This is a genomic window from Luteibacter sp. CQ10 (assembly GCF_040900725.1).
Classification (GTDB): domain Bacteria; phylum Pseudomonadota; class Gammaproteobacteria; order Xanthomonadales; family Rhodanobacteraceae; genus Luteibacter.
The window spans coordinates 224,372-249,361 of sequence record NZ_JAEUYM010000003.1; the positions used below are offsets into that span (position 1 = coordinate 224,372).

The 24,990-nt window shown below is 63.3% G+C and carries 22 protein-coding genes and 2 pseudogenes; all 24 read right to left on the bottom strand.

Annotated features, from left to right (window positions below; translation table 11 throughout):
- Positions 1 to 205: 205 nt before the first annotated feature.
- The 24 genes and pseudogenes from JNG39_RS13955 to JNG39_RS14070 all read right to left on the bottom strand — a co-directional run bounded on the left by JNG39_RS13955 (position 206) and on the right by JNG39_RS14070 (position 23,866).
- Positions 206 to 1,885 (bottom strand): type IV secretory system conjugative DNA transfer family protein, encoded by a 1,680-nt coding sequence (locus JNG39_RS13955; RefSeq protein WP_368312237.1) that lies wholly within the window; start codon positions 1,883 to 1,885, stop codon positions 206 to 208.
- A gap of 387 nt (positions 1,886 to 2,272) precedes the next feature.
- Entirely contained in the window at positions 2,273 to 3,655 is a 1,383-nt protein-coding gene (locus JNG39_RS13960) for an XVIPCD domain-containing protein (RefSeq protein ID WP_368312238.1), read from the bottom strand.
- Positions 3,656 to 3,750: 95 nt separating this feature from the next.
- A complete protein-coding gene (locus tag JNG39_RS13965) occupies positions 3,751 to 4,269 on the bottom strand; it encodes a hypothetical protein (protein ID WP_368312240.1) in 519 nt (172 codons plus the stop codon).
- A 97-nt stretch (positions 4,270 to 4,366) separates the two neighbouring features.
- Positions 4,367 to 5,677, bottom strand: a complete 1,311-nt coding sequence (locus tag JNG39_RS13970) for an XVIPCD domain-containing protein (protein ID WP_368312242.1) — start codon at positions 5,675 to 5,677, stop codon at positions 4,367 to 4,369.
- Positions 5,678 to 5,701: 24 nt separating this feature from the next.
- Positions 5,702 to 6,262 (bottom strand): hypothetical protein, encoded by a 561-nt coding sequence (locus JNG39_RS13975; RefSeq protein ID WP_368312243.1) that lies wholly within the window; start codon positions 6,260 to 6,262, stop codon positions 5,702 to 5,704.
- 131 nt (positions 6,263 to 6,393) lie between these two features.
- Positions 6,394 to 7,656, bottom strand: a complete 1,263-nt coding sequence (locus JNG39_RS13980; RefSeq protein ID WP_368312245.1) for an XVIPCD domain-containing protein — start codon at positions 7,654 to 7,656, stop codon at positions 6,394 to 6,396.
- Between the two features lie 153 nt (positions 7,657 to 7,809).
- Positions 7,810 to 8,874, bottom strand: coding sequence for an XVIPCD domain-containing protein (locus tag JNG39_RS13985; protein ID WP_368312247.1), 1,065 nt, complete (start codon positions 8,872 to 8,874; stop codon positions 7,810 to 7,812).
- Between the two features lie 77 nt (positions 8,875 to 8,951).
- Positions 8,952 to 9,608, bottom strand: a complete 657-nt coding sequence (locus tag JNG39_RS13990; protein WP_368312249.1) for a hypothetical protein — start codon at positions 9,606 to 9,608, stop codon at positions 8,952 to 8,954.
- A gap of 56 nt (positions 9,609 to 9,664) precedes the next feature.
- The gene (locus tag JNG39_RS13995) at positions 9,665 to 10,093 is read right to left on the bottom strand and encodes a hypothetical protein (protein WP_368312251.1); all 429 of its coding nucleotides are present in this window, start codon (positions 10,091 to 10,093) and stop codon (positions 9,665 to 9,667) included.
- 62 nt (positions 10,094 to 10,155) lie between these two features.
- Entirely contained in the window at positions 10,156 to 10,590 is a 435-nt protein-coding gene (locus JNG39_RS14000; RefSeq protein ID WP_368312829.1) for a hypothetical protein, read from the bottom strand.
- A gap of 18 nt (positions 10,591 to 10,608) precedes the next feature.
- Positions 10,609 to 11,469, bottom strand: coding sequence for a hypothetical protein (locus JNG39_RS14005; protein WP_368312254.1), 861 nt, complete (start codon positions 11,467 to 11,469; stop codon positions 10,609 to 10,611).
- Between the two features lie 212 nt (positions 11,470 to 11,681).
- Positions 11,682 to 11,897, bottom strand: a pseudogene (locus JNG39_RS14010) (DUF4189 domain-containing protein); the annotation flags it as partial.
- A 115-nt stretch (positions 11,898 to 12,012) separates the two neighbouring features.
- Positions 12,013 to 12,513, bottom strand: a complete 501-nt coding sequence (locus tag JNG39_RS14015) for a DUF4189 domain-containing protein (protein ID WP_368312256.1) — start codon at positions 12,511 to 12,513, stop codon at positions 12,013 to 12,015.
- Positions 12,514 to 12,517: 4 nt separating this feature from the next.
- A complete protein-coding gene (locus tag JNG39_RS14020; protein ID WP_368312258.1) occupies positions 12,518 to 13,666 on the bottom strand; it encodes a type IV secretion system protein in 1,149 nt (382 codons plus the stop codon).
- A 75-nt stretch (positions 13,667 to 13,741) separates the two neighbouring features.
- On the bottom strand, positions 13,742 to 14,623 hold the full coding sequence (locus JNG39_RS14025) for a hypothetical protein (RefSeq protein ID WP_368312259.1): 882 nt from the start codon (positions 14,621 to 14,623) through the stop codon (positions 13,742 to 13,744).
- A gap of 31 nt (positions 14,624 to 14,654) precedes the next feature.
- Positions 14,655 to 17,123 carry a VirB4 family type IV secretion/conjugal transfer ATPase gene (locus JNG39_RS14030; RefSeq protein WP_368312261.1) on the bottom strand — a complete coding sequence of 823 codons (2,469 nt, stop codon included), beginning with the start codon at positions 17,121 to 17,123 and terminating at the stop codon, positions 14,655 to 14,657.
- Positions 17,124 to 17,183: 60 nt separating this feature from the next.
- Positions 17,184 to 17,495 carry a type IV secretion system protein VirB3 gene (locus tag JNG39_RS14035; RefSeq protein ID WP_368312263.1) on the bottom strand — a complete coding sequence of 104 codons (312 nt, stop codon included), beginning with the start codon at positions 17,493 to 17,495 and terminating at the stop codon, positions 17,184 to 17,186.
- Positions 17,488 to 17,964: a TrbC/VirB2 family protein gene (locus JNG39_RS14040; RefSeq protein ID WP_368312264.1), complete on the bottom strand. Its 477-nt coding sequence runs from the start codon at positions 17,962 to 17,964 to the stop codon at positions 17,488 to 17,490. Before JNG39_RS14040 ends, JNG39_RS14035 begins: the two co-directional genes overlap by 8 nt.
- An 822-nt stretch (positions 17,965 to 18,786) precedes the next feature.
- A pseudogene (locus JNG39_RS14045) lies at positions 18,787 to 19,236 on the bottom strand (lytic transglycosylase domain-containing protein); the annotation flags it as partial.
- 58 nt (positions 19,237 to 19,294) lie between these two features.
- Positions 19,295 to 20,329 (bottom strand): P-type DNA transfer ATPase VirB11, encoded by a 1,035-nt coding sequence (gene virB11 / locus JNG39_RS14050; protein ID WP_368312266.1) that lies wholly within the window; start codon positions 20,327 to 20,329, stop codon positions 19,295 to 19,297.
- A 10-nt stretch (positions 20,330 to 20,339) separates the two neighbouring features.
- The gene (locus JNG39_RS14055; RefSeq protein WP_368312269.1) at positions 20,340 to 21,605 is read right to left on the bottom strand and encodes a TrbI/VirB10 family protein; all 1,266 of its coding nucleotides are present in this window, start codon (positions 21,603 to 21,605) and stop codon (positions 20,340 to 20,342) included.
- Entirely contained in the window at positions 21,602 to 22,324 is a 723-nt protein-coding gene (locus tag JNG39_RS14060) for a TrbG/VirB9 family P-type conjugative transfer protein (RefSeq protein WP_368312831.1), read from the bottom strand. The genes JNG39_RS14055 and JNG39_RS14060 overlap by 4 nt, the downstream gene beginning before the upstream one ends.
- Before the next feature lie 101 nt (positions 22,325 to 22,425).
- Complete coding sequence (locus JNG39_RS14065; protein ID WP_368312270.1) at positions 22,426 to 23,394, bottom strand: virB8 family protein; 969 nt, start codon at positions 23,392 to 23,394, stop codon at positions 22,426 to 22,428.
- A 13-nt stretch (positions 23,395 to 23,407) separates the two neighbouring features.
- On the bottom strand, positions 23,408 to 23,866 hold the full coding sequence (locus tag JNG39_RS14070) for a hypothetical protein (protein WP_368312271.1): 459 nt from the start codon (positions 23,864 to 23,866) through the stop codon (positions 23,408 to 23,410).
- Between the last annotated feature and the right edge of the window lie 1,124 nt (positions 23,867 to 24,990).

Consider the following 24,990-nt stretch of genomic DNA (forward strand, 5'->3'; position numbering starts at 1 on the left):
CCTTAGAAGCGACGGTTTCGGGGGGCGATACCGCGTCGCGACAGCGAGGCGAATGGTCTGTTGCCCCATAAGCTCGCCCCATATCATCCGCACCATCATCGCCATCCAGCCAAGGGCGCCATGGCCCGCTCCCCACCCTGACGCGGCTTAAACGATGGCATGCAAACGACCGGTAACGTTTCGTTACCGGTCGTCGCTTCGCGGGTCAGACGGCCAGTTGCGGCACGTCCACCTTCTTCATCAGGCGCGAGGTGAAGTACTTGTCTTCGTAGTAACGGATCTTCTCGCACATCACCGGGTGGGGAATGCCCTCGTAGAGGAACACTTCCTTTTCCGTGCCCATCGCCTTGAGTTCCTGCGGGAGCATCAGGGCGCGCTTCTCCTCGGTATGGCTTCGGCTCACGTCACCCTTCTTGCTCTTGGTGATGTTCTCGCGACGCACCGTGGTGTAGCCCAGCATCTCGGAGTAGTCGTTGGCGTCCTGCTGTTCGCGCGGGGCGTAGACGATCTGCAGCGCGTGGTTGGTGATGACGGTGCGCGACACGTCCTTTCCATAGACGGCGTCGAGCTGGGCCATGCTCTGGATGATCGGCAGCAGGCGCACGTTGTAGCCGGCCATGTACGACACCGCCGACGCGATGATCTCCACCTTGCCGATGGAAGTGAATTCGTCCATCAGCAGCAGGCATTGATGCTTCAGCGCGGGGTTGTTCTGCGGCAGATCCTTGGTGTTGAGGTTGATAAGCTGGCTGAAGAACAGGTTCACGATGAGACGGCTTTCGGCCAGCTTGTTGGGCAGGATGCCGATGTAGATCGTCATCTTCTTCTTGCGCACGTCGGTGAGCAGGAAGTCGTCCTCGCTGGTGGCGGCGTCGAGCACCGGATTGATCCAGGCATTGAGCGGCTCCTTGAAGGTGCCGAGGATCGACGCGAACGTCTCGTTCGCCTGCGACAGCAGGTTGGCGAAGGCCGACTGCGCGTTGCCGCTGAGGAAGGGCTCCTTCGACAGTCGCGTGTAGAGCTCGCGCAGGTCGGTACCGTCGCCGGACGACAGGCGATAGACCATGCCCAGCGTCGGCTTGGTGCGAAGGATCATCGGCAAGCCGTTCTCCTCGTCGTGATCCCACTTCTCGCAGAGGTAGAGCGTGAAGGCCATGAAAGCGTTGCGCGCCTGGCTCACCCAGAACTTCTGGTCGTCCGAGACATCGGGGTAGAGCATCGAGGCGATGCTCATGAGGTCGGACACGCGGAAGGCGGGGTCCTTCGAGACGTAACTCAGCGGATTCCAGCGATGCGTGCGGCGATCCTCCGCGAACGGATTGAACAGGTAGATCTCCTGCCCCTGGCTGGCGCGCCAGCCGCTGGTGAGGTCGAAGTTCTCCTGCTTGATGTCCAGTACGACCACCGACTCCTGGTATTCGAGCAGGTTCGGGATCACCACGCCCACGCCCTTCCCCGAGCGCGTCGGCGCGGCGAGGATCACGAACTGCTGGCCCGGCAGGCGAACGAGGTCGCCCTTGAATTTGCCGACCAGGATGCCGTTGGGGGCAGGGGAGAGCATCTTCTTGCCGCGCAGGTCACCCGAGGAGGCGAAACGGGCGTCGCCGTGCATCGACTGTTTCTTCGAGCGGAACAGGAAGTAGGCTGCCACGCACCAGAGGATGAGCGGGATCAGGAAGCCGATGGCGCCGGCGGTTTTGATTTTCCAGACGTAGGGTTGGACTTCCTTGAGGTCGAGTGCGCGGGCGTAGGTGATGAAGGTGTTCCAGGCCAGCGGCGTTTGCTTCAAGCCTATGAAGACCAGCGTGAAATATCCGGCCAGAAATTCGCCAACGACAAGTGTGACGACAAGGAGGCCAGCGGCCCAATATCCCCTGTGTTTCATGTAACGAATCCTTGGTCCAATCAATGAATCATCGGAATTTGCTCGCCTGTTCCTTCACCGGTCCACCTGCCAGTGTGCTTGGCTTTCGGACAGATGGCTTCGTAGTCATACAACGACGCCCAATCGTCATCCGACCATGGACGGCCGGTTTCTGTGTTCGGAGGGTCGCAGTCGGGATTCTCGAAGTGGGTGGGAGCGGTCGGATCCATGGGCCACCAACAGCGCATGGGGTTCAGTTGTCCGTAAGTGCAAAGTACGAATGGATCGTTCTTCCTGTAGCGCGTGTAGCCGCGATATCCTTCCTCTCCAATCGCAGCCGTTGACGAGATTGCGCAAAGAAGCAAGAGAAATTTTTTCATGGATCTTTTGCCTGTGTTGATTAGAGAACTACATCGAAGGCCAGTCGAACGGATGTGTCGCCCTCTGCCGCTGCTCGATACTGTTTGATGTGGCGCGTTGTTGCTCGCGGTTGGCAGTCTCTCGCCATTCCCCGCTGCTTGCCTCGACGGAGGTTGCAATTGCCCGTGACGTATCGGTCATGGCGACCTTTTTCAAAGGGGACTCGATGTCACCCTGAATGGCGTATGCCTGTTCGCCATCCTGAGAGAGAACCACATGGTCGATTCGCTGAAGGCCCTCCTTGCGTGCGGCCACGGTCAGCGAAGCGGCAAAGCGCTGACTATTCTGATCTGGAACGCGATGGTGCTGAGCGTCCAACCGGTGCACGGCATTAATGGCTTGCTCGAATAGGCGGCGGTCGGGATGGTCTGTATCGGTCAGGTTGGCATCGACTTTTCCATGGTCGAACCAGTCACTTGGATGCGTCAACGTATGCCACGCACTCGAAGCTTTTTCCTCGATGGCATGGATACCTTCCCCGATCTCTTCCCTGACATGCTGCACGCCTTCCTTCAGGTGTTCGAAGCCTTCTTCCACCTTGTGGACCACGTCTTCCACGCCGTGCTCGATGGCCTGCAAACCTTCGCCGACTTTCTCCAGCGCCTCGCGCTCGACGAAGTCCTTCAGCTCGCCGATGGCATGGGGAATCTCCCACGGCGCGGAGATGCCCTTGCGGATGTCCATCACGTCGTCGCGGTAGCGGTCGACCATGCCTTCGTGGGCGCGGTAACGGGCCTGGCTTTCCTCGCTGAGGATCGACTGGCCGAGCAGCTTGCTGTCCGGGATGAAGTTGTCGATGGCGTGGGCGCTGAAGTCGGTGGCCTTGATCGGGTTGCGTAAGGACAACAGGCCGCTGTCGTCGCGGTAGCCCGCCTTGGTCAGCGTGTCGATGTCCTGCTGGGCGGCGTAGACGCGCACTTCGCCGAAATGCGCACTGGCCGCGCTGACGAGGTCGCCCGCGCGCACGTGATCGATCACCTGCGTGCCGCCTTCGGGAATACCCTGGCGAAGGCCCGCCGCGCCATAGGCGTTGAAGGTTTCGCCCTTGAGCCCGAATTCGTAGGCGCTGATCTCCGCCAGCGTCCCGCCCAGGGAATGGCCGGTGACCGTGATCTCGGGTGGTTTGCGGCCTTCGTTCTCCGCGGCCTTGTTCGCCTCGTTCATCACGCGGCGGGTGAAGGCCAGGGCATCGGGCGTCTGCAGGTTGAGGCCGGTGAGCACCATGCCGGCGTCGACGCCGCCGTCGCGTACCGGCTGGCGGTCGAACTCCGTGCCGCGGAAGGCGACGATCACCTGCTGGGGCTGCACGTCTTCGCGGACGTAGGCCTGGGCCTGGAAACCGGTGATCGGGTCGTTCGCCGCGTCGAGCACGCGGTAGGTGATGCCGTCGAGCTTGACGGTCTGGTTGACGGCGGTGTCGTGGTACACGTCCTGCGAGAGCAGGGCGTAGTCCGTCGACCGCGGGCTCACGGCAGCCGCTCCGCGGCGTGGAGCGTGATCGAGAACGTGGCCGCGGCGTCATTGAACGCGCTGGTGTCGTTCGCGCCGATGTCGATGCGCTCGCTATCGGCATGCTCGTACGACGTCTTCGAGAAATACTTCACCACCTCGCGCTTGCCGAGGATGTCGTCCTTGTAGATCGCCGGGCTGAAGTTCACCTCGCGGTGATGGAAGTCGGCCGTGGCGCCGACCACGGCCCAATGGCACACGCCCTGGCCGAAGTAGTCTTCGTCCTGGAGGTAATCCATGTAGACCTCGCCGCGGAACTGGCCGTCGCCGCTCCGCGTGAACGTCACGGGCACCCGCTTGCGCGGTACCACGGTGGCGCCCATGACGGGCGTCATCGGCACGCAGGCGGGGTTGCTGACTTCGTAATCCACGTGACCGTCGATGCGCTCGAAGGGACCGGGCGCGCCGTGCACCGTCGCGGTGATCTCGTAGCGCATGCGCGGTTTGGGATTGAGCTTCACGTCGGGTTGTTTCATGGCTTCACCGTAGGCTGGGAAGATCAGGAAAAGAGAAAGCGGCAGGGCGATGGCACGCCATGGCCGAGGGAGGTCGTGACGTGTCATCGCCGTCTCCTCAGGCCGTCCTGGGCTGTGCCAGCTGCTGTGGGTTCTGCTGATGCTGATCGGCCTGCTGTTGCTGCTGTAGCGGGGCCTGGGCATGCGCCTGGTTCTGGACCTGAAGGGCCGCCTCGCTGCTCTTCTCCAGCGGGGTGGCGAGGGCCGTGTTGACGTCAAACTCGGCGACCTTCTTCAACGGCGAGTTGAGGTCGCCCTGGACCGCGTAGCCCTTGCTGCCGTCGTCGTTCATCACGATATGGTCGATGTGGTCGAGACCGCCTTTCATGGCGGCGACGGTGGCGGCACCGGCGATGCGCTGGCTCTGCTCGTCGGGAGTACGGCCGTGTCGTTCGTCCAGTCGCTTCGTTGCATCCGTCGCGCCGTTGAATATCGTGTTGCCCGCATGGTCGGGCGAGTTCAGGCCCGGTGTCGCCTTGCCCTGGGCGCGCATGGATGCGAGGGTCTTCGGGCCGACTTCGCCATCCGGCTCGAGCCCGTGGGCACGCTGGTACGTCTCGACGGCCTCGCGGGTGTGCTGGCCGTACTGGCTGTCAGGTTCCAGGCGGTGACCCCGGGCGTCGGTGACGCCGAGCGCATTGAGGCGCTCCTGAAGCTCCTTCACGCTCGCGCCGTGCGCGCCTTCGCGAAGGACGCCGTCGTGCCCTTGCGGCGCCGCGGCCTCAGGTGCCTTCGCGGAGGGGTGGTGTGGTTCAGCGCCAGCAGAAGGGTGCGCAAGTGCGGGTTCCTTCGTCGCCTGGCCGTCGTGCAGCGGCTGGCGCGTCTGGAACTCGGGTTTCGCCCGTAGCGCGCCGACGATTTGCATCCCGTCCTTGCCACCGTCCCAGTAGCCGCCGGGCTTGATCTCCACCTGCGCGGGGCCGGTGCTGACCTGCGAGCCGATGAAGCGGATGTGCCCTTGCGCATCGTAGTCGCGCACGATGCCGACATGTTGGCTGCCGTCCTTCGTGCTGCGGAACATGATGATGTCGCCGGCTTCCAGCCGGCCGTTCGGCTTACGCGCGTCCTCGGCGGAAATGACGTCGAAATGCTGGCGGGCGTAGGGCTCCACTGTGTGGCCGTTGAAGAGCGTATGCGTATCGAAGGGCTTGTCGCCCACGGCGTAGCCGGCGTCGTGCAGGCCGCGCCAGACGAACGACGAGCAATCGACGCCACGCTTGCCGTCGTGGTCCCTGTCTTCTTCGGTGCGACTGGGGTCGGTGGGTCCATTCGTTCTCGAATGGAGCGTCATGTCAGGGCGGCCGTATTCGTATCGCTGGCCGGACTCGAAGAAGTGGATACGTGCTTCGTTGTAGATATCCCGATTCATGTGTAACTCCTGGCTGTAGAAAGGTCAGATGCCGTCGGCGTACTGGTCCAGTTCGGACTCTCGCACCCAGCCCGCCGCGCAATCACCGGTGTATTCACCGTTTCCGTCCGCTTTGCATGACTTCCCGGTCGTGGCTCGCTTCAATTGGACCGGGTGATCGGCCCCTTCGCACAGCCCGCTTCCCTTGCATTCCGGTACGCTCGCCGTGGGTATGGCGATGACGTAGTAATTCGGTGCGTCGCTGTTCTTTTCGATGGCGGCTACGCAGACGAACTGGCGGTCCGCCACGTGCGCCAGTACCCGCCCCTTGCCCTGGATGGATTGATTGAGATCGATGCCGTCCTTGCCGCTGGTGACGCCATAAAGGCCTCCTTTGCCGCAGCCGAGGAGGTCCACCTCCACGCCATCCGCCTCGCACGCGGCCTGGCCGTATCCGTCATCCTTGCAGGTGATTTTCGCGGTGGGAGCCATTTTCTGGAGCACGGCCTGGGTCGAGGCCACGCTGCGATGCCGGTCGTCAGCCTGCTCGGCGCAGGCCGACATCGTGATCAGGGCAATCAGAACGGAGATGATCGTCTTCGACATGGTGCGGTCCTATAGGCGGTGCGTGGTTTCAGGGTGCATGGCGGGATGGCGCCCGGTGCGTGGAATCAATGCGACTTATCGTCCATGCGACAGCGCGTCCAGCGGTCCGGCGGGCATCGGCCGCCGGTGCTTCAAGGTCCGGGAACGGATTTGACGGCGTGCTGCGGCTCGCTCCCTTGCTCCGGCGTGGGCGACGGACGGTTCAAGGCCAGGATCATCGCGCTGCGTTCCATGGGGGTCTCGATGGCATGGGCGGTATTCACCTCGGCGACCTGTTTATGCGGCGAGTGGAGGTCGCCCTGAACGGCGAAGATGCGGGTGGCGTCGTCGTTGAGCGCCACGTGGTCGATGCGCTCCATGCCCTTATGGTGGGCCGCGACGGTCAGGGCCGCCGCCAACCGTTCGCTGCGTTCGTCGGAATCGCGACGGTGGTCCTTGTCGAGCCGCTGCACCGCGTCGAGCGCCTGGTTGAACAGTGCGTGCCGTGGATGTGTCGGCTGATGGAGCGTCGGTGGCGGCGACGCGACAAGGTGGGACGGATGGTGGCGATGCCGATGGTGGGGGCGTTCGGGCACGGCGACGTACTCGGTGGTGGCTTCCATCACGTCGCGTTGCAGTTCGTACATGAGCACGGGATCGATGTCGTCCGCCGTGTCGGCGGCGGACGGGGTCGCGGAGGGATCGTCATCGACCTTTTTCTTGCGCCGGCCTTCGTCGGTGCGACGGATGGCGACATCCGCCGCGGGGCGGGCGGTCTCCGCGTGGCTATCGGCGTCGCGTGCCGATGGGTCGCGGTGCTCATCATGGAGGCGTTGCATGAGCTGGGGCGATAGGCGGCTTTGCCACGTCTCGAAACGCTCGCGACGGTCGTCGAGGCCGTAGAGCTTGCCGTTGAGCGCCTGGGTGGCATGCCGCACGTCTTCGCGCGCGGCCGGCGGCACATGGTTGCGCCAATACCACGCGGCGATCCGCGCGGCATGCGCCGGCTCGGCGGCCAGGTCAGGTTGGCTCACGAGGTCGATGCCCAATGCCAGGCCCGCCGCTCGATAGTGGCTCTTCCCCGGCACCGGCAGGTAGCCGCGTCCGCGGTAACGAAGGCCGTCACCGGGCTGGTCATTGCCGTTTCGCTCGCCGTACATCAGCTCGGCCAACCTCTCGGGGCGCCCCAGCAGGGCCTCCTTGCGCGCGGCCTCCAGCACCTGGGGGCCCTCCCGCCACGCGGCCTGCGTGGGTATCTGGGCGATGCCCCGCATGTATCGAAAACTCTCCTCCAGCCGGTTGAGGCCGTTGGATTCGTGGGTTACCTGGGCCATGAAGTTAGCCAGCTCCCTCGGAGAGCGGATGCCCTCCGCGTAGGCCGCATCAAGCACCTGCATTTCACGATCAATCGCCATATGAAGCTCCTGTCTGACTTTCGTTCGGCGGTGTCTCCTTGCGTGCCATGCGCGTCGTCCCGACGGCTTAACCCCTGGTTCCGCGTTGCTTTCTCCCACACGTTAATCGGATCTTCGCAGCTCGAATGTGCGCGTTTCGGCAACATCGCATGGTCATCGTCCCGGGCCGGGTTCCGAGGAAGGAGGGCGTTGCTGCTGGGATGGCTGATCCTGCGAGGGGGCCTGCGCCGGATCGGGTATCTGCTTCATGGCGGCGAGGCTTTGTTCGATCGGCGTGTTCACGGCATCGCCCGTGGGCAGTTCGCTCACCCGCTTGTGGGGTGAATCGGTGTTTCCCTGCACCGCGAAGGCTCGGCTGGCGTCGTCGCTGAGCACCACGCTGTCGATCCGGGTGAGGCCGTCGCGTTTGGCGGATGCGGCGAGCGAGCCCGAGAGGTTCTCGCTGAACTGATCCGGCTGCCGTCCGTGTTGCCTGTCGAGTTCGTGGACGGCCCTGCGCGCCTGCTCGAGCAGCGCCTGGTCGGCCGTGCTCAAGCCGGAGGGGGAACCATGGGGCACTCCCGCGCGATGGAGTGGGGCGTCGGCCGTCTTGGGCGCCTCTGGCAGCGTCTTGCCGACATGCCCGCTTTCCAGCCGCTGCATGACCTCGGGCGTGAGCCTGCGTTCCCATTCGCCGAAGCGACGCTCGCGGTCTTCCAGGCCATTGAACTTGCCGTTGATGGCGCGAGTGGCCTCCTTGACGTTTTCCCTCGCTTGTTCGGGAATGCGGTTTTCCCAGTACCAGGCCGCGATTCTCGACGCATGGGCTGGCTCCGCCGCAAGCTCCGGCTTGCCGACGAGGTCTACCCCGAGCGCCTCACCGGCGGCGCGATAGTTGTCCTTGCCGTTGAGCGGAAGGTAGCCGCGTCCGCGATAATTCCAGCCATCGCCTGGTGCGTCGTTGCCGTTGCGGCCGCCGTACATGAGTTCGGCGAGCTTTTCGGGCTTGCCTTGAAGGGCCGCCTTGCGCGCCGACTCCAGCGCATCGGAACCTTCGCGCCAGGCCGCCTGCACGGGAATCTGGTGAACGTTCCGCGTGTAGCGGAAGCTTTCTTCAAGACGGTTGAGGCCGTTCGATTCATGCGTGACCTGGGCCATGAAATTGGCCAGTTCCCTGGGCGAGCGGATGCCCGCCGCATAGGCGTCCATCATCACCTGGGTCTCACGGTCAATCGCCATTTGGAACTCCTGGTTAACCTTCGACAATGGCAGCGACGTTCGCTGCGCTTACCCGTCCGTCTGGCGGGACGGAGTGCTCAAGGAAGGTTCACCTCCGGAACCTTCGCTGGGTCGAAATCATGGAATGAAGTTGAACCGAGTTCCTCGGGGCCCAGTTCGATGTGTTTTTCCGCGCCGCTTTCCGTATCCGTCACCTTTCGCACGACCCGGGTGACGATCCAGTCGCGGCGCTCGCTGGCATACGTGAACGTGTATGCGTCGGACCAGCGCTCCCGGCTTCCTCCACCGTTGACGATGGTAAACGCGCCGTGCTCGATTTTTATATAACCGAACGGATCGCCCGCCACGCCGCCGCAGGTGGCGCAGGGCACCACGTGGGCGTTCGCGCTGGCCAGGCGAAGGCCGCCTCCGACGGCGCGTACAAGCAGGAGCACGGTCCGCGCGGGTCCTTCGCCGAGCTTTCCCTCGGATACGCCAGGGGGATCGATCACCAGTACGGTGTCGGAGCGCCCCGATCCCGTCAGGTCGCCCGTCATGGATTCGAGGATTCGCGAGCCGTCCCTTACGAATGGCTTAAGGTCGTCCATCTTCTGTCCTTTATCCATCGTGGTGGCTGCCGTGGCGGCGGTTGGGGAGCGAACGTAGGGCGAGGCCGCCTGCGCAGAAGCGCTCGACGACGACGCTATCAGGGCAAGAACCGCAGCACGGAGTATGGAGGTCATGGACCGAATCAATGTGGTGGATAACCGCCCGGGTTCCCGTCGCGCCCTGGCCCGCGCGCCCGCCCGAATCACTCGGCGCTGATGATCGCCGAGCCACCGGAGCCTGAAATGGCCACGCGGCTACCCTGGCCTAGACCGTTGACCTTGTCGCCCGGCTGCACGAGCGACAGCGTATGGCCGTCGTCGAGCTTGACGCTCACCATGAAATGCGCCGACGGGCCCTGGCCGGCGATCTTCCCGCCGATGGCGTCGCCGGCTTCCGGCATCGCTCTGCCCGCGGCGTAAGAAGCCGTACCGCCGCCGAGCTTGCCGAGCGACATGCTGCTGAGCATGGCGCCGACGCCACGACCCCACTTTCGTCCTTCCTTGTGCTGGTCGCTTTCGTCGTCGCCGCGGTTGTCGATGGGTTTGATCTGCATCACGACACCGTGGCGCAGGTCATCGGCCATGGCCATGGTGGGGGAGAGAACGAGCGCCAAGAAGGCGAGGGCAAGCATCCTTTTCATACGTCACCTAGGATTGAGTCACTAAATAAGCCCCCTGACCGGGGCCGAACGTTTCAGCTGTTTTTTGGCCGTCCCCATCCACTCATGTAGGGGCGACACTTACTGCCGTTGAACTTGTAGTTGTCGATGATGCCGTCGCGATTGGCGAAGAACACCACCACGCAATGGGTCTGGGCGGGAACCCAGTAGTCGTAGTAAGACACCGTCTGCATCACGCCACCCGGCGTCGGGCCTGCGCCCAGCGTCGTGTTGCTCCCCACCGCATGGTACGCCTCGGTGCCGAAGTGATATTCGTAGGCGGTGACGCCGTCACCCAGTTCGGTCTGCTGGAAACCGCGGTCGACGGGCCACTGCATCAACAGGTCCGACGCCTCGTGGCCTATCCACGCATCGGCCACGGCGGAAGCGCCGCGTGTATCGGCGGATGAGGCCGATACGGTGAGGGATGCAAGGCTCGTAAGGGCGCCGATGGCGAAGGTACGAAACATACGCACGATTGAAGTCCTTTAAATGGGGCCGGTGCTACAGCTGGTGCGCACCGATTCACACTCGCCCTTTCCCTGGGCTCCACAAGCGGCCATCGCCTCCTGCGAAGCCGCGTTCTTCGAAGACGTGTTCGGCTTGGCGACGGGAAAGAACGTGTCGGCGGCGTCGCGAGCCAGGGCCAGGCAACCGTCTTTGACGCGGGCCGAAACCCGCCAGCCATGGTCGGCCTCGAGCGCTTCGGCAATGCTGCTTTCGAGTGCGCGCTCGCTGGGCTTGCCGAGGATAAAGCGAAACGAATGCTTCGCGTCATTCACGAGTAGCGCGTTCCATAACGAGACCTGTCGCCATCCACCATCGAAATCCTTCAGAATGCCGGAGGAGGGCCTGGCCAGTTCCGTCGTGCGACCGTCGCCGTCATGACGGGTCGCCGCGGTCACTCGCCATTGTCCGTCTCGATACGCGAAGGCAAAGGTTACATCGGTGGGACGCTCGGCACCGTAAACCTGGACGATATCGAGATGGCCTGGTGTCAATGTCACCTGTTCACCGTCCATGAACGCATCGCCCCGCTCGGGACTACACGTGGAGCAGGCGATGATGCGATCGCTTCGGACGACCTCCTTGAATGCGCCTTCTTGCTTACGGAAGACAATCAGTTCGCGCTTACGTGAGCCGTAGAGGTCGGCCGCCGCTTCGTAGACAGCCACAGCATCGGCATCCGGCGCGTTACCGCTGGCTTTGTAGAGAACCAGCTGCGTGTCGACGGGAGCCGCCCGAAGGACTTCCACCGGGGCGGTCGTCTCGGCGCCGAAGGCACAGTCGTTCGCGATAAGCCACGCGATGAGAGCAATGAGAGCTGTCTTTGGTCTATTCACGGCCATGTCGATCAAGTTCCTCAAAAAAGCCCGTTCCCGTTCGACCTGAGCCAGGATCGGCTGCTAGCTGCATCCGGCGACGACGGTTTTCCGGAGCGCATGTCACGATCAGGCTCTCGTCATGGCTGTTGCACATCATGGACCTGCCGATTGACTGGAGGCCGTGCGTTTGCAGGGTGAGACATCGTCAGTCTGCGAATGGGTTGGTCATGCTCACGTCACTGCACTCGCACAGCGTCGCTGCAGGCGCTGTAGACGACCACGCATGTGGATTTTCCGCCGCACGCATCGACAGCCATGTCGCCCGCCTTTCTTTCATCGGCCGAGCGGGCAACGGAAACAGGGCCTCCACTCTGGCGCTGTGCGACGGCGGCGCATTGGTTGTAGTAGGAGACCAGGATCTCGCACGACTTCCCTCCGTTCTGGCGGCATTGATCGAGTGCCTTGCTAAGTCATTTGTCTAGGCACTTCGAGCTTTCGTCTCATGCGACCGAATGAAAGATAGCTTCAGCCTGCGCAACCCAGCGTGCGTTTCCGTCGCGGCTTTCGCTAATTCACACGCTCCTGATAGCTGCAGGCCTTGTACATAATCCTGCATTTTTCCTCGCCCCCGCACGCTTCCAAGGCATGCACTTCTGCATCTTTTAGGCGAGCCCCGCCGTAAGCGTCGACTGGTCCTCCACTCCGGTTCTGTGCGACCGCCACACATTGGTTGTGATACGTCAATAGCTCTCTGCAATCACTCCCGCCGCTCGATCGGCATTGGTCTAACGCAGTACGCACAGCCTCGCCCTTCGTGGATTTCTTCTCGGCCACCCCAGCACTTCCGGTGTTTGAGTCCATGGCAACGGACCCCCACCTATCTTCCCAAACGTCTGCGGGCTGCTGGGCAGCCGTGGGCTGGCCAGCATCTTGGTTGTATGGTGAATTAGGAGCAGTAGGCGGGATACACCCAGGATTGCCCGCTGCGGGGATGCCTGGCGCACATTGCGCATGGCCTGCCAATGGCATCAGGAGAAGGATAACGAAAGTAAAGGCTGTGAATTTCATTTCTTCAACTACGAGAAGGTTTAATCGTGTCGCCACCCGGTGACGCGCCGGTATCCTGTTTGCCAAAAGCTAAAACGGGGGTTCGCATCTCGCCCGCACGGTCATGTGGAACTTCTGTGTTAGGGGTTGGCCTGTATCCCCCGGTTGGGGCTCTCCCTTGCGCAATCGCCTGCGCATCCTGCGCTCCAATCTGCGACCCGATCGACCCGAACGAAGAATACGACGCGAACTGGCCGAGTGTCCCCTGGAAGAACGCGGCCGCCATCGGCGGCGCCATGATGATGAGCGTGGAGAGCAGCAGGCCGACGCCGCCCTGCTGGAGCGCCATGCTGTTGATACCGTCGGTGCCGCTGGCCGAGCCGGTCAGGCCCATCGAGGTGAGGTACTTCGCCGCGAAGGCGGCCGTGATCGCCGTCATCATCTTCATGGCGATGCTCACCATCACCGAGAGCACGGCCAGGGAGAAGACGGTGCCTATGCCGTAGAGCAGCCATTTCTGGAACAGCTGCTTGGTGGCGTCGAACAGCAGGCACATGATGAAGATCGGGCCGAAGCCGATGAACAGGGCCAGGGCGATCTTGTTGAGCAGAAGCATCGAGCCGGCCACGACGGCCGGGCCCGCGATGCCGATGCCGGTGAACCAGCGATTGCGGTCCTTCGCTTCCTGTTCCGCCGTCTGGTTGCCCGTGTCCATGCTGTCGATGATCCCCATCGCCACTTCCATTTGCGCGAGGTTGCGGTCGATGGACTGGAACGGGCTGTCGCCGTCATCCGTCACGTATTGGGCGATGGTGGACGACATGCCATCCGAAAGCGCCCAGTACACGGAGCTCGAGGTGGCGGCGGCCGTCGTGGCGATGAACACGATGAGGGTCGCCTTGGCGGCGTCGCCCACCAGCGCCATCATCGGTTGCCGCGACTGGCCCGAGACGATGCGGAAGCCTTGCCACATGATCCACACGGTGAGGATGACCACGGCAACACCGCCGATGATCGTCGCCGCGCTGGACAGCAACCGCCACTGCATGTAGTCGATTTCGGTGCGAAGAAAGTCGTTGATCGTCTTGAAGAAGACGAACTTGGTGGCGTCGCCGACCGGGTCGCCGGCAAGAGCCAGCGCAGGAGCGACCAGGTTTCCGATCGATTCGATCATCGAACCGTTTTCCTTGAAATGAATGATGCGAAGTGCCGTCGACCGCCCGGAGCGTGATGCATCCGGATGCGGCCTTTACCAACCGTTGGACTTGCCGATCGCCAGGGTCTTGTAGCCCTCGGGCTCCTTCGAATGCGCATCGTGAAGCGCCGCGTCCAGCACGCCCCCCGTCACCAACGCGCCGATCGCCGAGCCGATGTCGATCGAGCCGCCGCCCGGCAGCGGAAAGCCCAGTCCCGAGCCGGCGGAACTGCTGGGTTTGCCCGTGTTCGCTTCGCGAGACAGACGCGCCTGTTCTTCGCGAAGAAACTTGAGGTTCGCGTCGTACGCGTAGTTCACCGTCTGGATCTGCTGCTGGTCGAGCGCGATCAGGTTGTACAGCGCCGTCAGCTGATTGGTGTTCTCCTCGAGTTTGCCGAGCGAGTTCACGTCATTGGGATCGATATTCTTCCTGTCCGCGATGATGTCGCGCAGCGTTTGGTCACGCACCGCGGAATTGGCGTACATGGCCGCCATGAACTTGTACTGCGCGTTCTGGATCTCGATGATCTTCTTGCAATTCTCCTGCTGCGGGTCGGGCAGCTGCTTGCAAGACGAATCGTCCTTCACGAGGGTGGCCTCCGGAGCGTCCTTCTTCGGCAACGCCGAGTCGGGATCGGAAGCCCGGTCGCCAGGACGTTTTTCGACGAATGCGCCGATCGACATCTTTTGACGAATCAGGTCGAGGTTGCCGTTGAGCGTCTTACCGTCGCCTACCTGATCGCCCAGGTTTTCCTTGATCTTTTCCAGCGTCTTGTTCGCGGTTTCGAGCTTGGTATTGGCATCCGTATCGTTGACGGCCCACTGGGCATGGGCGGCCGGTGCCGACAGGCCGCCGACGATCGCGACGGCGGCCAGCAGTGCGAGGCGCCGGAGTGACGAAGGCAGACGAAAGGTCTTGACAGGGATGGTTGACATGAGTCGTTCTCCGATCGACGTACTGTATTGCTCAACCCGCCGCGCTGCGCGCGGTGCGGGAAGACTGGGGGCCGGGGGTGGGCTTCTTGCCGCTGCCCTTGCGGTTTTCGTAGAACTGGGGGAGCCATTGGGTGGGCTGGAGATCGTCGGGGTGAACGCCCAGCGTCTCGCCGCGTGCCTGCAGGATCTCGTGCATGATCTCGATGTTGTCGGTAGAGGCCGAGATCACCGAAAGCGCGTCGTCCATGCCGCGCAGGTTGAGCTGGCAGACCGCCGAGGCGTGGCCCTGCTTCACGAGGAAGCAGCGTGAGCGTTCGTCGAGGCTCACCACCACCTGGTATTCGGCTTCGGTGAGCTTGAGGCCTTCGACGTAGTCTTCGCGGCTGGCATTCGGGTTGGGCAGCAGGATCATCGTGGCCGTCTGTTCGATGAGGGCGGCGGCGATGTCGCTGGCCAACGCGTCTTCGGGGCTCTGCGTCGCGAAGATGCCCATGCCGTTCTGCTTACGGATGGTCTTCTGCTTGTTCTTCGCGAACTCTTTCAGGCCACCCTTGCCGTCGAGGATCTTCCAGAACTCGTCCATCACATAGATGAGTCGACGGCCGTCGATGATCGCTTCCAGGCGATGGATGAGATAGTTGATGACCGGCGCACGGACTTCCGGATTGTCGATGATGTCGGTGTAGTCGAAGCCGATGATGTTCGCCTTGGAAAGGTCCACCGTATCCCGCGGGTTGTCGAAGACCCAGCCGAGGGAATTGCCCGAGGTCCATTTGCGCATGCGGACGAAGATGCCGTCGTCGCCGAGGTTCGGCAGGCTCTTCTGGAAATTGGTCATGTTGCGCAGGTGCATGGGCGTGTCGAGCATGGATTCGACCGCGCGGAAGATGTCCTCTTCCTCACGCGAGCTGTAGACGGGCTTGCCCGCCAGCACCTTGATGAGGTCGGCGAGGAACTGCACGTTCTCTTCCGTGCGTTCGCACTGGAACGGATTGAAACCCGTGGGCTTGCCGTTCTCCAGGGCGAGGTAGTTGCCGCCGCAGGCGCGGACGAAGATCTCCGCGCCGCGGTCCTTGTCGAAGAAGAAGATCGTCGGTGCCGGGTCGAGCTTCTGCACCTGGCTCAGCAGGAAGTTGATGAGGGCCGTCTTGCCGGTGCCGGACTTGCCGATGACCATGGTATTGGCGATGGCTTTCTCGCCGAACGAGTTCTCGGCCGGGTGCGTCGCGTGGAAATTGAAGAAGTAGGGCTGGCCGTTCGTGGTCTGCAACGTGGTGACGGCGTCACCCCAGGGGTTGTTTTCCTTCTTGCCCGTGGCGAAGTTGTGCAGAGGCGACAGGCCGAGGAAGTTGAGCGAGCTGACGTTGGCCAGGCGCGTGCGATATTTCCAGTTGCCCGGAAACTGCGCGTAGAAGGCGGCGGTCACCGCGAGGTCTTCCTTCACCGAGACGAAGCCGGCGTTGGATAGTTCGGCGCGGGTCGTCGCGAGCTGCTGGCTGAGCGCTTCCTGGGACGGCGCGTAGACGGCGAGGGAGAAATGGTATTCGCCGAGCACGAAGTTGCCCGAGGCGAGTTGGTCCATGGCCTGGTCCATCTCGATGATCTGGCTCACGGCCTTGTCGCCGGAGGAAATCATCATGCCCTTGGTGCGTTCCAGTGCCTTGAGCGCGGCTTGGCGGCCCATGGGACTGAACGAATGCGTGATGACGTACTCGAAATCGAGGTACTTCAGTCCGTTGAGGATGCCGGGGTACGTCCCGTCGGGGTATTCCTTGACGTTGAGGATGGCGCCGAAGTGATTCACGCCCGAAGGCGTCGTCAGCACGAAGTCGCCCGTGCGGTTCGAGAACCGCTGGCGGCTCACGGCGAGATAGTCCTTGACGGCGGCCTGCAGCACCGGCACCGGTTCGTCGATGCGGTTGAGGATGTACCCGAAGTGCTCCAGTACCTCCGAGAAGACGATCCCGTTCGGCGCTTCGTACATGCCCAGGCGATTGGGCGCGTAATCCTTGAGAACGGCCTCCACGTTGCCGGCCAGTTCGAGGATCTTGGTGATGGCCTGCTTCTGTTCCGCCTCGAGCCGCGAGACGTCGGAAGACTTCTCGATGAAGCGCTTACCCTCGACCACGGGGCGATAGATCATCGTCAGGTAGAGCTCGTTCTGCATGAGCTTCTGTGCCGAGAGCGCACTGAAGTACGCGTCGGACATCGACTGGTTGAACTCATGCTCGAACTTGCTGGTGTCCTTGACCCTGCGACGGCGACGGATGTCGTGCACCCAGAACGCCACGTTGACGAAGTCGGGCGCGCGAAGCGTCTGCAGCATGCGGTTGAACGTGTTGTGGCGGTGTTCGATCTCCCATTCCTCACGACCGACGAAGGGCAGGCCGCCCAGCCGCCAGACCATGAGGAAATCGCCCGCGGTCGTCTTGACGACGGTCGGCGAGACGTGGGTCGACAGGGGGATATGGTCGGCTATGGGAGCGTCGGGCGTGAACATGGCGGTTTACCGTGTGGATCTTCAAAGGCCCTGGCAGTTGCCTGCCAGGGCACCTGGCTGTCAGCGTTTCGATGTCTTCGAGGGATCGCGGTAGCTGTTCGGCGTGAACACCCACATGCCTTCATGCTCCTTCAGGTTCCGCACCCGTGTGCGGAACTGGAGCCGCAACCCGAGCAGGCGGAAGATCATTTCGTCGCGCTTGGCCATTTGGCGCATGACGAAGATGACCACCGGAATGGTGAGTAGGTAATACATGTTGATGTAGAACGAGAGCAGCAGACCGGTACCCGCGCCCATGAAAAAGGGGATGTAAGGCACCCCCATGAACATGGGCGGACGGGTACAACCGCGGAACAGCGCGTTCTTATACATGCAGGTGCAGGCTTTGCACGAAGTGCTGGGCGTGCGTGATCGCGTCGATGATCAGGCCGCCCGTGCCGGCGCCTACGTCGCGGCCGCTGCTCGACGTGCAAGCCTGGGCGGTTTGGCCGCCGGCGGAGGAGCCGGTTCCGCCGACGACCATCTTGGCGACCTGCGCGGCGGCACCGATGAGCACGCCGCCGATGAGGGCCGGCGCCACGTCGGCGATGCGCTTATGGGCGAAGGCGATCTGGTAGCCCGAGAAGATCACTGCGATGGTCACCACGACGATGGACGCGGCGTTGAGCAGCGAGTTGATGTTCTGGAAGAAACCGCAAACCTTGTTGCCGGTATCGCCGAGGTCATCGCCAAACGCCACGGCGGGAAGCATCAGCGCGGTGGTGATGAGGGCGAAGGCGATCTTGCTGGCGAGCGGTGCGTTCGACGGATCGATCGTGGTGTGGTCAGACGGCTGGGCCATCGCGGTAACTCCTAAATTCAACGGTTGATTCAATATCGCGACTGCTCGGGGCAGTCACCGGAATGGCTACGTGGGTAGCCGTTGGGGTGGAACCATTGCGCCGAGGCGGCCGGTGCAATGAGGCGGCCCGAGGGCCATCGCCGGCATCCCTCAGGACGGATGACCGGGCGATTCGGACGACCGGTGCGCGCACCGGCCGGTAATTCAAAAGACGAAGGCGCCATCGCCACCTCCGTTGCGAAGATCGGCGCCGTCGACGGCCGGCACCCGCGGTGCGGGCGTCGGCACGCCGGTGGTGGGCGCGGGGTCGTTGGGTCCGCGCACCTGCGGCACGAACACGCCGTTGTCGTCGTTCGCGGGCAACGCCGCCTGGTTGCCCTGCGGCGAGGTAGCCGACACGCCGACGCCGGCCATGACCGCGGCCGTGTTCGCGTCGGTCGGAATCTGGCCTGGCCGCAACGTCGACGCGGGCAGGCGTGCGCCGATCTGGCTCATCACGGCGGCTGTATCCGGGTCGGTAGGGATCGGCCCGGGCGGTGGCGTGGGATCGCCGACGACGGTCTGCCTCTGCTGGAGAGCCGCCTGCGCAACGCTCAGCTGGGCTTGGTCGATCAACCGCAGGTCGGCGGCGGACATGCCCGACCCGGTGGGGGGCATGCTCGCCTGCGGTCCCACGGCAGACACGCGGCTGATGGCGGGCGCGATGGCGGCCGACAGCGCGGCATCGGCGACGCTGCGCATGGCCACGCGAGCGGCGGCGTCGTTGGTGGTGACGGTGGGTGCCGCTTTCGCCATCGCCGTGGCCGCGCCGGAGGCGATCTGCAAGGGGATGGGGCTAGCGCCGACCATGGCGGCCTGGCGAGCCATCGAATCGAAGATCTTCTGGACGTAGCCGTCCTGGTAGCCGGTGACGAAGTTGCCGGAGTAGTAGCAGCTGAACGCCTTGCCCCAGTCGCCGCCCGCACTCGCGTAGCACTGGGCGAGGATCTGCGAGCCCGCCTTGAGGTTCGGGCACAGGTCGAAAGCTTTCTCGTAGGAGTCGAGGCCGTACTTGCCCAGGTTGGCGCGGTTCACCTGCGCGACACCCAGGGAATAGTTGTAGCCCTTCTCCTCGAGCATGCGCACGGTAGCGACTGCCTCGGGCAGGTTCTGCGGCTGGCGCACGAGCTGGCCGCCCACCACGCCGATGGCGTAGGGGTTGCGGCTCGATTCGACGTTGACGACGTGCTGCATCACCTCCGCCGGAACGGCGAGGTTTTGGCAACCCATCATTTCAAGTCCTGGTAGCACCTTTACAGCTCCTGTTTCATGACCTTGGGTGACGCGTGCGTTACCCCCCGCCCATCGCCCGGGCGGGGTTGAAATCGATGCCGGTGATGTGTCGCTTACCGGCGTGCGCCCGGATGTGCACCACGATGTCGATGGTGAGCATCAGCAGGCGCTTGATCGTGGCGAACTCCAATCCGGCGCCCTCGTTGGACGCCTTCACCATCAACGCGAGCTGATCCCAGGTCTGCTCGACGCTGCCTGCATGGCAGCTTGTGATCGACCCGGGGTGCCCGGATGCGCAATTTCGGATGAAGTAAAACGACTCGTCGCCGCGCAGCTCGGCAAGGATGATCCTGTCCGGCTTCATGCGCAGGCAGGCCTCCATGCAGCTCTTTGCGGTAACGTTCGCGGAGCTTTGCCCGCCCTTGGAATAGAGCAGGTGGACGACATTGGGCTGGTCGATGAACAGCTCGCGCGCGTCTTCGATGGTGACGAGACGCTCGTCCGCCGGAATGTGGTTGACCAGCGATTTCATGAAGGTGGTCTTGCCGCTGCCGGTGGCACCGGCCACGACGATGTTCTTCTTGCCGAGCACGGCCCGACGGAAGAAATCGGCATAGCGACGTTCCGCGCGCAACTCGAGCAGTTCGCGATCGACGTCGCTCAACACGTTGCTGCCTTCGACGACCTGGTCGAAGAAGCCGTCTTCCTGGTATTGCGCCAGTGTTTTCGTTTGCCGGGAAGGCAAGCGGATCGTGATCGAGACACGACCCGCCTCGCAGGCGGGCGGAATCACGAACTGCGCGCGCTGACCGGTGGGGAAGGTGAGCGACACCACCGGATCGGTATCCGTGATGCGCTGTCCCGTATTGCTTTCGTTGACCACGGCCGTGCAGAACTGCCGGGCGCGTTCGAACGTGAGACTGGGCACCTCCACGCGGCGCCATTCGCCACGCGATTCGAGATAGAGCTCGCCCGGCCGGTTGATGCAGATTTCGGTGACGTCCGGCGACGCCAGGAAGTCCCGGACGCCCAGCACTTCGTACTGGTAGTCCAGGAAATCGTTTCCGACGACGGCGAGGGCGGGTTCGTTCATCGTGGGCTCGTCAGTACCGCGCGACCACGCCGGCGAAATCGACATCCTTGGCGACGTAGATGTCCAGCACGGTGCCCTGGTTGATCGTGACCGTGGCGGGGCGGTTGGCGGCGCGGCGGACGGCCTGGTTGGCGAGATCCTGGAGCGTCTGAGCGGTATTGCTTTCGAACGGGCTCTGCGTGACCACGCCGTTGCTGATGGTGGTCTGACGTGGGCCATGCTCGGCCGCCTCGTACTTGAACGCGTCGCTGAAGAGGCTGATGAGCAGCGCCGAACCGATGCGGCTACCCCAGTGGGCGCGGTAGATGCCCGGATGGCCGGCGCCACCCAACGTATCGATGCCCGGGCTGGCCATGTTCACGTCGATGCCGGTCGGCGTGACGATGCGGTCCCAGATCACCGCCACGCGCGGGCCGTTGGGTTCCTGATCGTACTTGCCGAGCACCTTCGAGCCTTTCGGGAGCAGCAGTCGCTTGCCGGTGAACGAATACACCGGTTCGGTCACCACGCAGGAGGTGAATCCCGGGATGTCGGTGATGATCTTCGTTTCGAGGGTGCAGCGGATGAAGGTGCCGCGCAGCATCAGCGTATCGGGATGCGTCAGCGGGTCGGCGCTCGATACGCCGGACAGGTCCTTGGCTCCATAGGCCGAATTGATGGGCACGCCGTTGTAGGACTGCGTCGGCGCCTGCTGGGGGCCGAAGTAGCCCCCCGGGCCGAAGCCGCCGGGGCCCGGCGCACCGCCGCCCGACGGACCGCCGGCGATCGCGGCGCTGGATTGTTCCGCTGCCGCGATACGGCGTTCCAGCAGGGTGGGGCCAGCCGGCCGCGAGGGCAGGTTCATCTTCGCCGGCCGGGTCTGCTCGGGCGTGGGAAGTGGCGGCGGCGGAGCCAGCGCGATGGGCTGGGCCGGTTGCTGCGGCGGCAGGTCGGGCAGCGGCTTGGGTACCGAGGGCACCGTGACCGTTTCCTCCCGCGGTTTCGGCGGCGGGGCGGAGTTGCCGGAGCCACCGGTCAGCAGGAAGTAGCCCACGGCGAGCAGCAACACGACGATGCCGGCAAGGAACGCGATGGCACGGCGATTCATGCGCCGGACGTCGGCTTCCGCCAATTGCGGAGCGCCGGCGTCGAGGTCGGGCTGCGCCTGGCGCTGCTGGTTGGCGGCGTACGGATTGCCCGAAAGCGGCTCCCGCTGCTGCGCGCGCTCGTCCCGCGGCGGCACGGTGTCGCCGCGTGCCGATTCGTCATCCGGATGGTAGGGATTATTCGGGCTCACTTCTTCGTGTTCCTTCGCAGACCCACGACGTTGTTGTCGTGACGAATCACCAGGTAGTTGTACGTACCGTGGACGATGATCGTGTTGCCTTCCACGGTGGTGTTCACCACCGATTCCACGCCATGCTCCTTCTCACGCATGTACACCGTCGGGAAATTGCCCGTCGGGAACTGCTTGAGGTCCGGCATCTTGATATACGTGAAGCGACCGTCGTCGTAGACGTTGGTCGGCACGATCCAGATCGCGGTCTTGCGGGTCTTGGCGTAGTCGTAGTCGAAGTTGTAATCGCGCCCCTTGACCAGCGACGTGTCCAGCATCGGCGCGTCTTCCACCTTCTTGGTCTCGGCGAGGAAGCTGGTATCCGAGGGATAGCTGAAAGTGACCTTGTATTGCACGCCCGCGCGACGGGCTTGGTCGAGCGTCTTCCAGTCGGTGGCGACGACCTTGAGTTCGAAGATGTACGAATGCGTGGCCGTGCGCACCATCATGTTGGTATCGACGTCGACGTTCTTCGGCTTCACGTAGAAGACGTTCTCGCGACGGGTCAACTCCCAGCCACTGCTGAAGCCGGTGCTGTAGTCGAGGATCTTTTCGTTGGGGCTCAGTTCGATCTGCGTCGTGATGCCAAGGCCGGTACGCACCGTATAGATGCGGTTGGGCTCGTAGGCGTAGGTCTCCAGTGCCGGCGAGGGAACACTCGTCGACGAGACCGTCGGCATCGTTGTCCGGGAGACGGAATCGGCCATGGCCGACGCAGGGCCCAGGACCAGCAAGGCACCCCACGCGAGGACCGGGAGGGGCGGAATGGATCGGTGGCTCATCAGCGACGGACTCCGTTCACGCTGCCGCCCTGGCCCTGAGCGGCGGGTGCCGCGGCGGAAGGCTGAGCGGTGGGTTGGGTGGCGGGTTGGTTGGCGGCGGGAGCCTGCGTCGCAGGCTGCGGCTGCCCTGTCATGGTGGAAGCGGCATCGGGTGTCGCCTGCGGGGGCACTTCGCCCCCAGGCGCGGCCGCGGTCGGTGCCGCGGGGTTCGCGGCCGGATCGGTCGGAACCTCGGGAGGGGCGGTATCGGCGTAGTCGTTATCCACGCGATAGCCGGTCACCTGGAATCCCAGCGGATTTTCGACGCGGTAGCGATCGTCCATGCGCAGGTTCGGCTTGTAGACGAAGGCCATCGTGGCGATCTTGTTGTCCAGCGGGGTGGTCGCTCCCGTGTTCTTGTTGTAGACCGACCGCTGGAAGCGCACCGTGGCGCCGATCGGGGCGTTCCCCGGTGTTTCGCTGGGGATCATCACGATGCTGAGGATCTTCACCCGGATGGCGCGGTCGCGACCGTAGGTCTTGAACGGCGCGGCGGGATTGCGCGACGAATTCAGCGCCATGTACTCATCGGCGAGCTTCTGCGACGACATCGTCATGACCGTGTCCCAGTCGCGCAGCAGGATCATGTCGTAGTCGAATGCCTCGCGCGCCATGATGAAGTGCGTGATGTTGCTGCGGTTGACGGCATCGCGTGCCGTGATTTTCCGATTGAGCACGTCGTCGGTCAGCTGCGACAGCGAACTGGTGCCGGTGTATGCATCGGCCATGATGAGGTACGGCACCTTCTCCTTCAGCGGAAGGATGTAGAAGTAGCCGCCGATCAGGCAAAGGGACACGAACAGCGAACACATCGCCACGATCCAGGCGCGGCGCTCGCTGCGCTTGGCCAGGTCGGCGATGGAGACTTCGAAGTTCACCGACCGCGATACGGCCTCATCGATCTTCGGGGATTCCTTTTTCTTGAGCATCGTCAGCGGCCCGTCACTTGGCGTCCGGGGCGGCGGCGGGTTTCGCCTCCGTCGCGGCGGCGGCGGGAGGCGACGCCGGGGGCGCCCCCTCGGACGGGGTCGGCGCGGTCACGCTGCTCACCTCCTCGACGACGATCTGCGGACCGTCGATCAGCACGGCCACGCCCTGCGGTGCATAGATGGCACTCAGCTGGGCGGCGGCGTCGCGTGCCTCGGACGTATGAATCTGTGACGCAGATTTGGGAAGCGTGAAGTCCGAACGCAGACGATAGGACACCTTCCTGCTGGTATCGGCGCCCCAGCGCGTCAGCATCGTCTTCAGGGTTCCGTCCATCGGGGAGGCGTAATAGGTGTATGGCACCGCGAGCGGAATCTCGGTGGGCTTGTCGTCGTAGTGGTTGACGGGCTTCCAGGAACCCCCGAAATCCTTCGCCATGGGTGTTCCGCAACCGATTAGAGCAAGGCACAGCATCGATGACGTGCCAAGTCGCAGCGTAGAGAAGAAGGATATTTTCACGTTTAACTCGTAACTCTCTGAAAGGCAAGATCTTTCTGATTACGGGTCACGGCGTCGGTCCATCGACGGACACCGGCTGACACCCGGTACGGTTTGACTGCTTATTCGGAGGGAGGTCGCGACAGGGCGCGCGAAAACGCATAGCCATCGCTATGCCTCGCAAGTTGTCCGCCCTTGGCGGATGCCCGTGGATACCCCGATTGTCGATACGACCGACGAGCCCCCCGGGCCCGCACTGCTTGCCAGCTATCCATTGAAAACTTCCTGTTTGGGACGACGTGTATCGTCCGGTCAACGTTGTAACTCCTGAGACACCGTCCGACGCAAAACCGCGATGTCTAGACTGCGGTTTTTCGTAGCTTTGGCTTGACTCTGACGGATCCCCCTAACAGCGGACGAGGTCCGCGCCAAAAAAATAACTCATCATCTTTCGTTTGGCTAGCACGGAATTGTGATCGCTTCGTGATTGTTTTCACGGAATAAACACATGGGGCGTGGGCGGCTCTCCTGCCGCTTCCGAGCCTCGTGCATTGCAACAGCAAGGGGGCGTCGAAACATTGACAGTCATGTTTTCGTTCGATGACACGGCGCAATATCTTACGTATCACGCGTGATACAGGTGTATCGAGATGCTGAAACAGGGGGGGCGCCGCTTGTCATCATGCGGTGGTGTTTCGGTGTATCGCCTGGGACCGCTCGCGCGCACTGAGGAAGGGCACCCGGCTCGGGCTGGCGATGGGAATGCGAGGTGCCGAGGCACGGGACGATCCTTGATTCATGAAGCATGCGCGGCTCGCCGACCATACGCGGGAGTATCGCTCGCGTAAAGTGTCATGTGCGAGGGCGTGTGCCAATTAAGGGTTGCGGAAGTGGCGGCTGGCGGTATCGTGAGGTCTCGTTGCCGCCGTCTCTCTTGGAATAGGGGCGGGGGGCGATGGTGCTTTCATCGCCCTGCGATGGTTGCCACTGCGACGATGTCCCGTTCGTACGGCCGCGTGCATGATCGGGCGTCCCGAGACGGCGTCGTGTAGGCCGGTTCGGATGCCCGGTCGCCTCGATCCGAGGCTTGGCGTAGGCCC

Coding starts and splice junctions, on each gene's coding strand:
- JNG39_RS13965 (WP_368312240.1), bottom strand. CDS start 4,269: ATGAAACAACCCGACGTGAAGCTCAATCCCAAACCGCGCATGCGCTAC.
- JNG39_RS13975 (WP_368312243.1), bottom strand. CDS start 6,262: ATGTCGAAGACGATCATCTCCGTTCTGATTGCCCTGATCACGATGTCG.
- JNG39_RS14000 (WP_368312829.1), bottom strand. CDS start 10,590: ATGTTTCGTACCTTCGCCATCGGCGCCCTTACGAGCCTTGCATCCCTC.
- JNG39_RS14025 (WP_368312259.1), bottom strand. CDS start 14,623: ATGTCAACCATCCCTGTCAAGACCTTTCGTCTGCCTTCGTCACTCCGG.
- JNG39_RS14020 (WP_368312258.1), bottom strand. CDS start 13,666: ATGATCGAATCGATCGGAAACCTGGTCGCTCCTGCGCTGGCTCTTGCC.
- JNG39_RS14035 (WP_368312263.1), bottom strand. CDS start 17,495: ATGTATAAGAACGCGCTGTTCCGCGGTTGTACCCGTCCGCCCATGTTC.
- JNG39_RS14070 (WP_368312271.1), bottom strand. CDS start 23,866: ATGCTGTGCCTTGCTCTAATCGGTTGCGGAACACCCATGGCGAAGGAT.
- JNG39_RS13955 (WP_368312237.1), bottom strand. CDS start 1,885: ATGAAACACAGGGGATATTGGGCCGCTGGCCTCCTTGTCGTCACACTT.
- JNG39_RS14060 (WP_368312831.1), bottom strand. CDS start 22,324: ATGCCGACGGTCTCGTCGACGAGTGTTCCCTCGCCGGCACTGGAGACC.
- JNG39_RS14040 (WP_368312264.1), bottom strand. CDS start 17,964: ATGGCCCAGCCGTCTGACCACACCACGATCGATCCGTCGAACGCACCG.
- virB11 (WP_368312266.1), bottom strand. CDS start 20,329: ATGAACGAACCCGCCCTCGCCGTCGTCGGAAACGATTTCCTGGACTAC.
- JNG39_RS14005 (WP_368312254.1), bottom strand. CDS start 11,469: ATGGCCGTGAATAGACCAAAGACAGCTCTCATTGCTCTCATCGCGTGG.
- JNG39_RS13995 (WP_368312251.1), bottom strand. CDS start 10,093: ATGCTTGCCCTCGCCTTCTTGGCGCTCGTTCTCTCCCCCACCATGGCC.
- JNG39_RS14065 (WP_368312270.1), bottom strand. CDS start 23,394: ATGCTCAAGAAAAAGGAATCCCCGAAGATCGATGAGGCCGTATCGCGG.
- JNG39_RS14030 (WP_368312261.1), bottom strand. CDS start 17,123: ATGTTCACGCCCGACGCTCCCATAGCCGACCATATCCCCCTGTCGACC.
- JNG39_RS13985 (WP_368312247.1), bottom strand. CDS start 8,874: ATGGCGATTGACCGTGAGACCCAGGTGATGATGGACGCCTATGCGGCG.
- JNG39_RS13970 (WP_368312242.1), bottom strand. CDS start 5,677: ATGAATCGGGATATCTACAACGAAGCACGTATCCACTTCTTCGAGTCC.
- JNG39_RS14015 (WP_368312256.1), bottom strand. CDS start 12,513: ATGAAATTCACAGCCTTTACTTTCGTTATCCTTCTCCTGATGCCATTG.
- JNG39_RS13980 (WP_368312245.1), bottom strand. CDS start 7,656: ATGGCGATTGATCGTGAAATGCAGGTGCTTGATGCGGCCTACGCGGAG.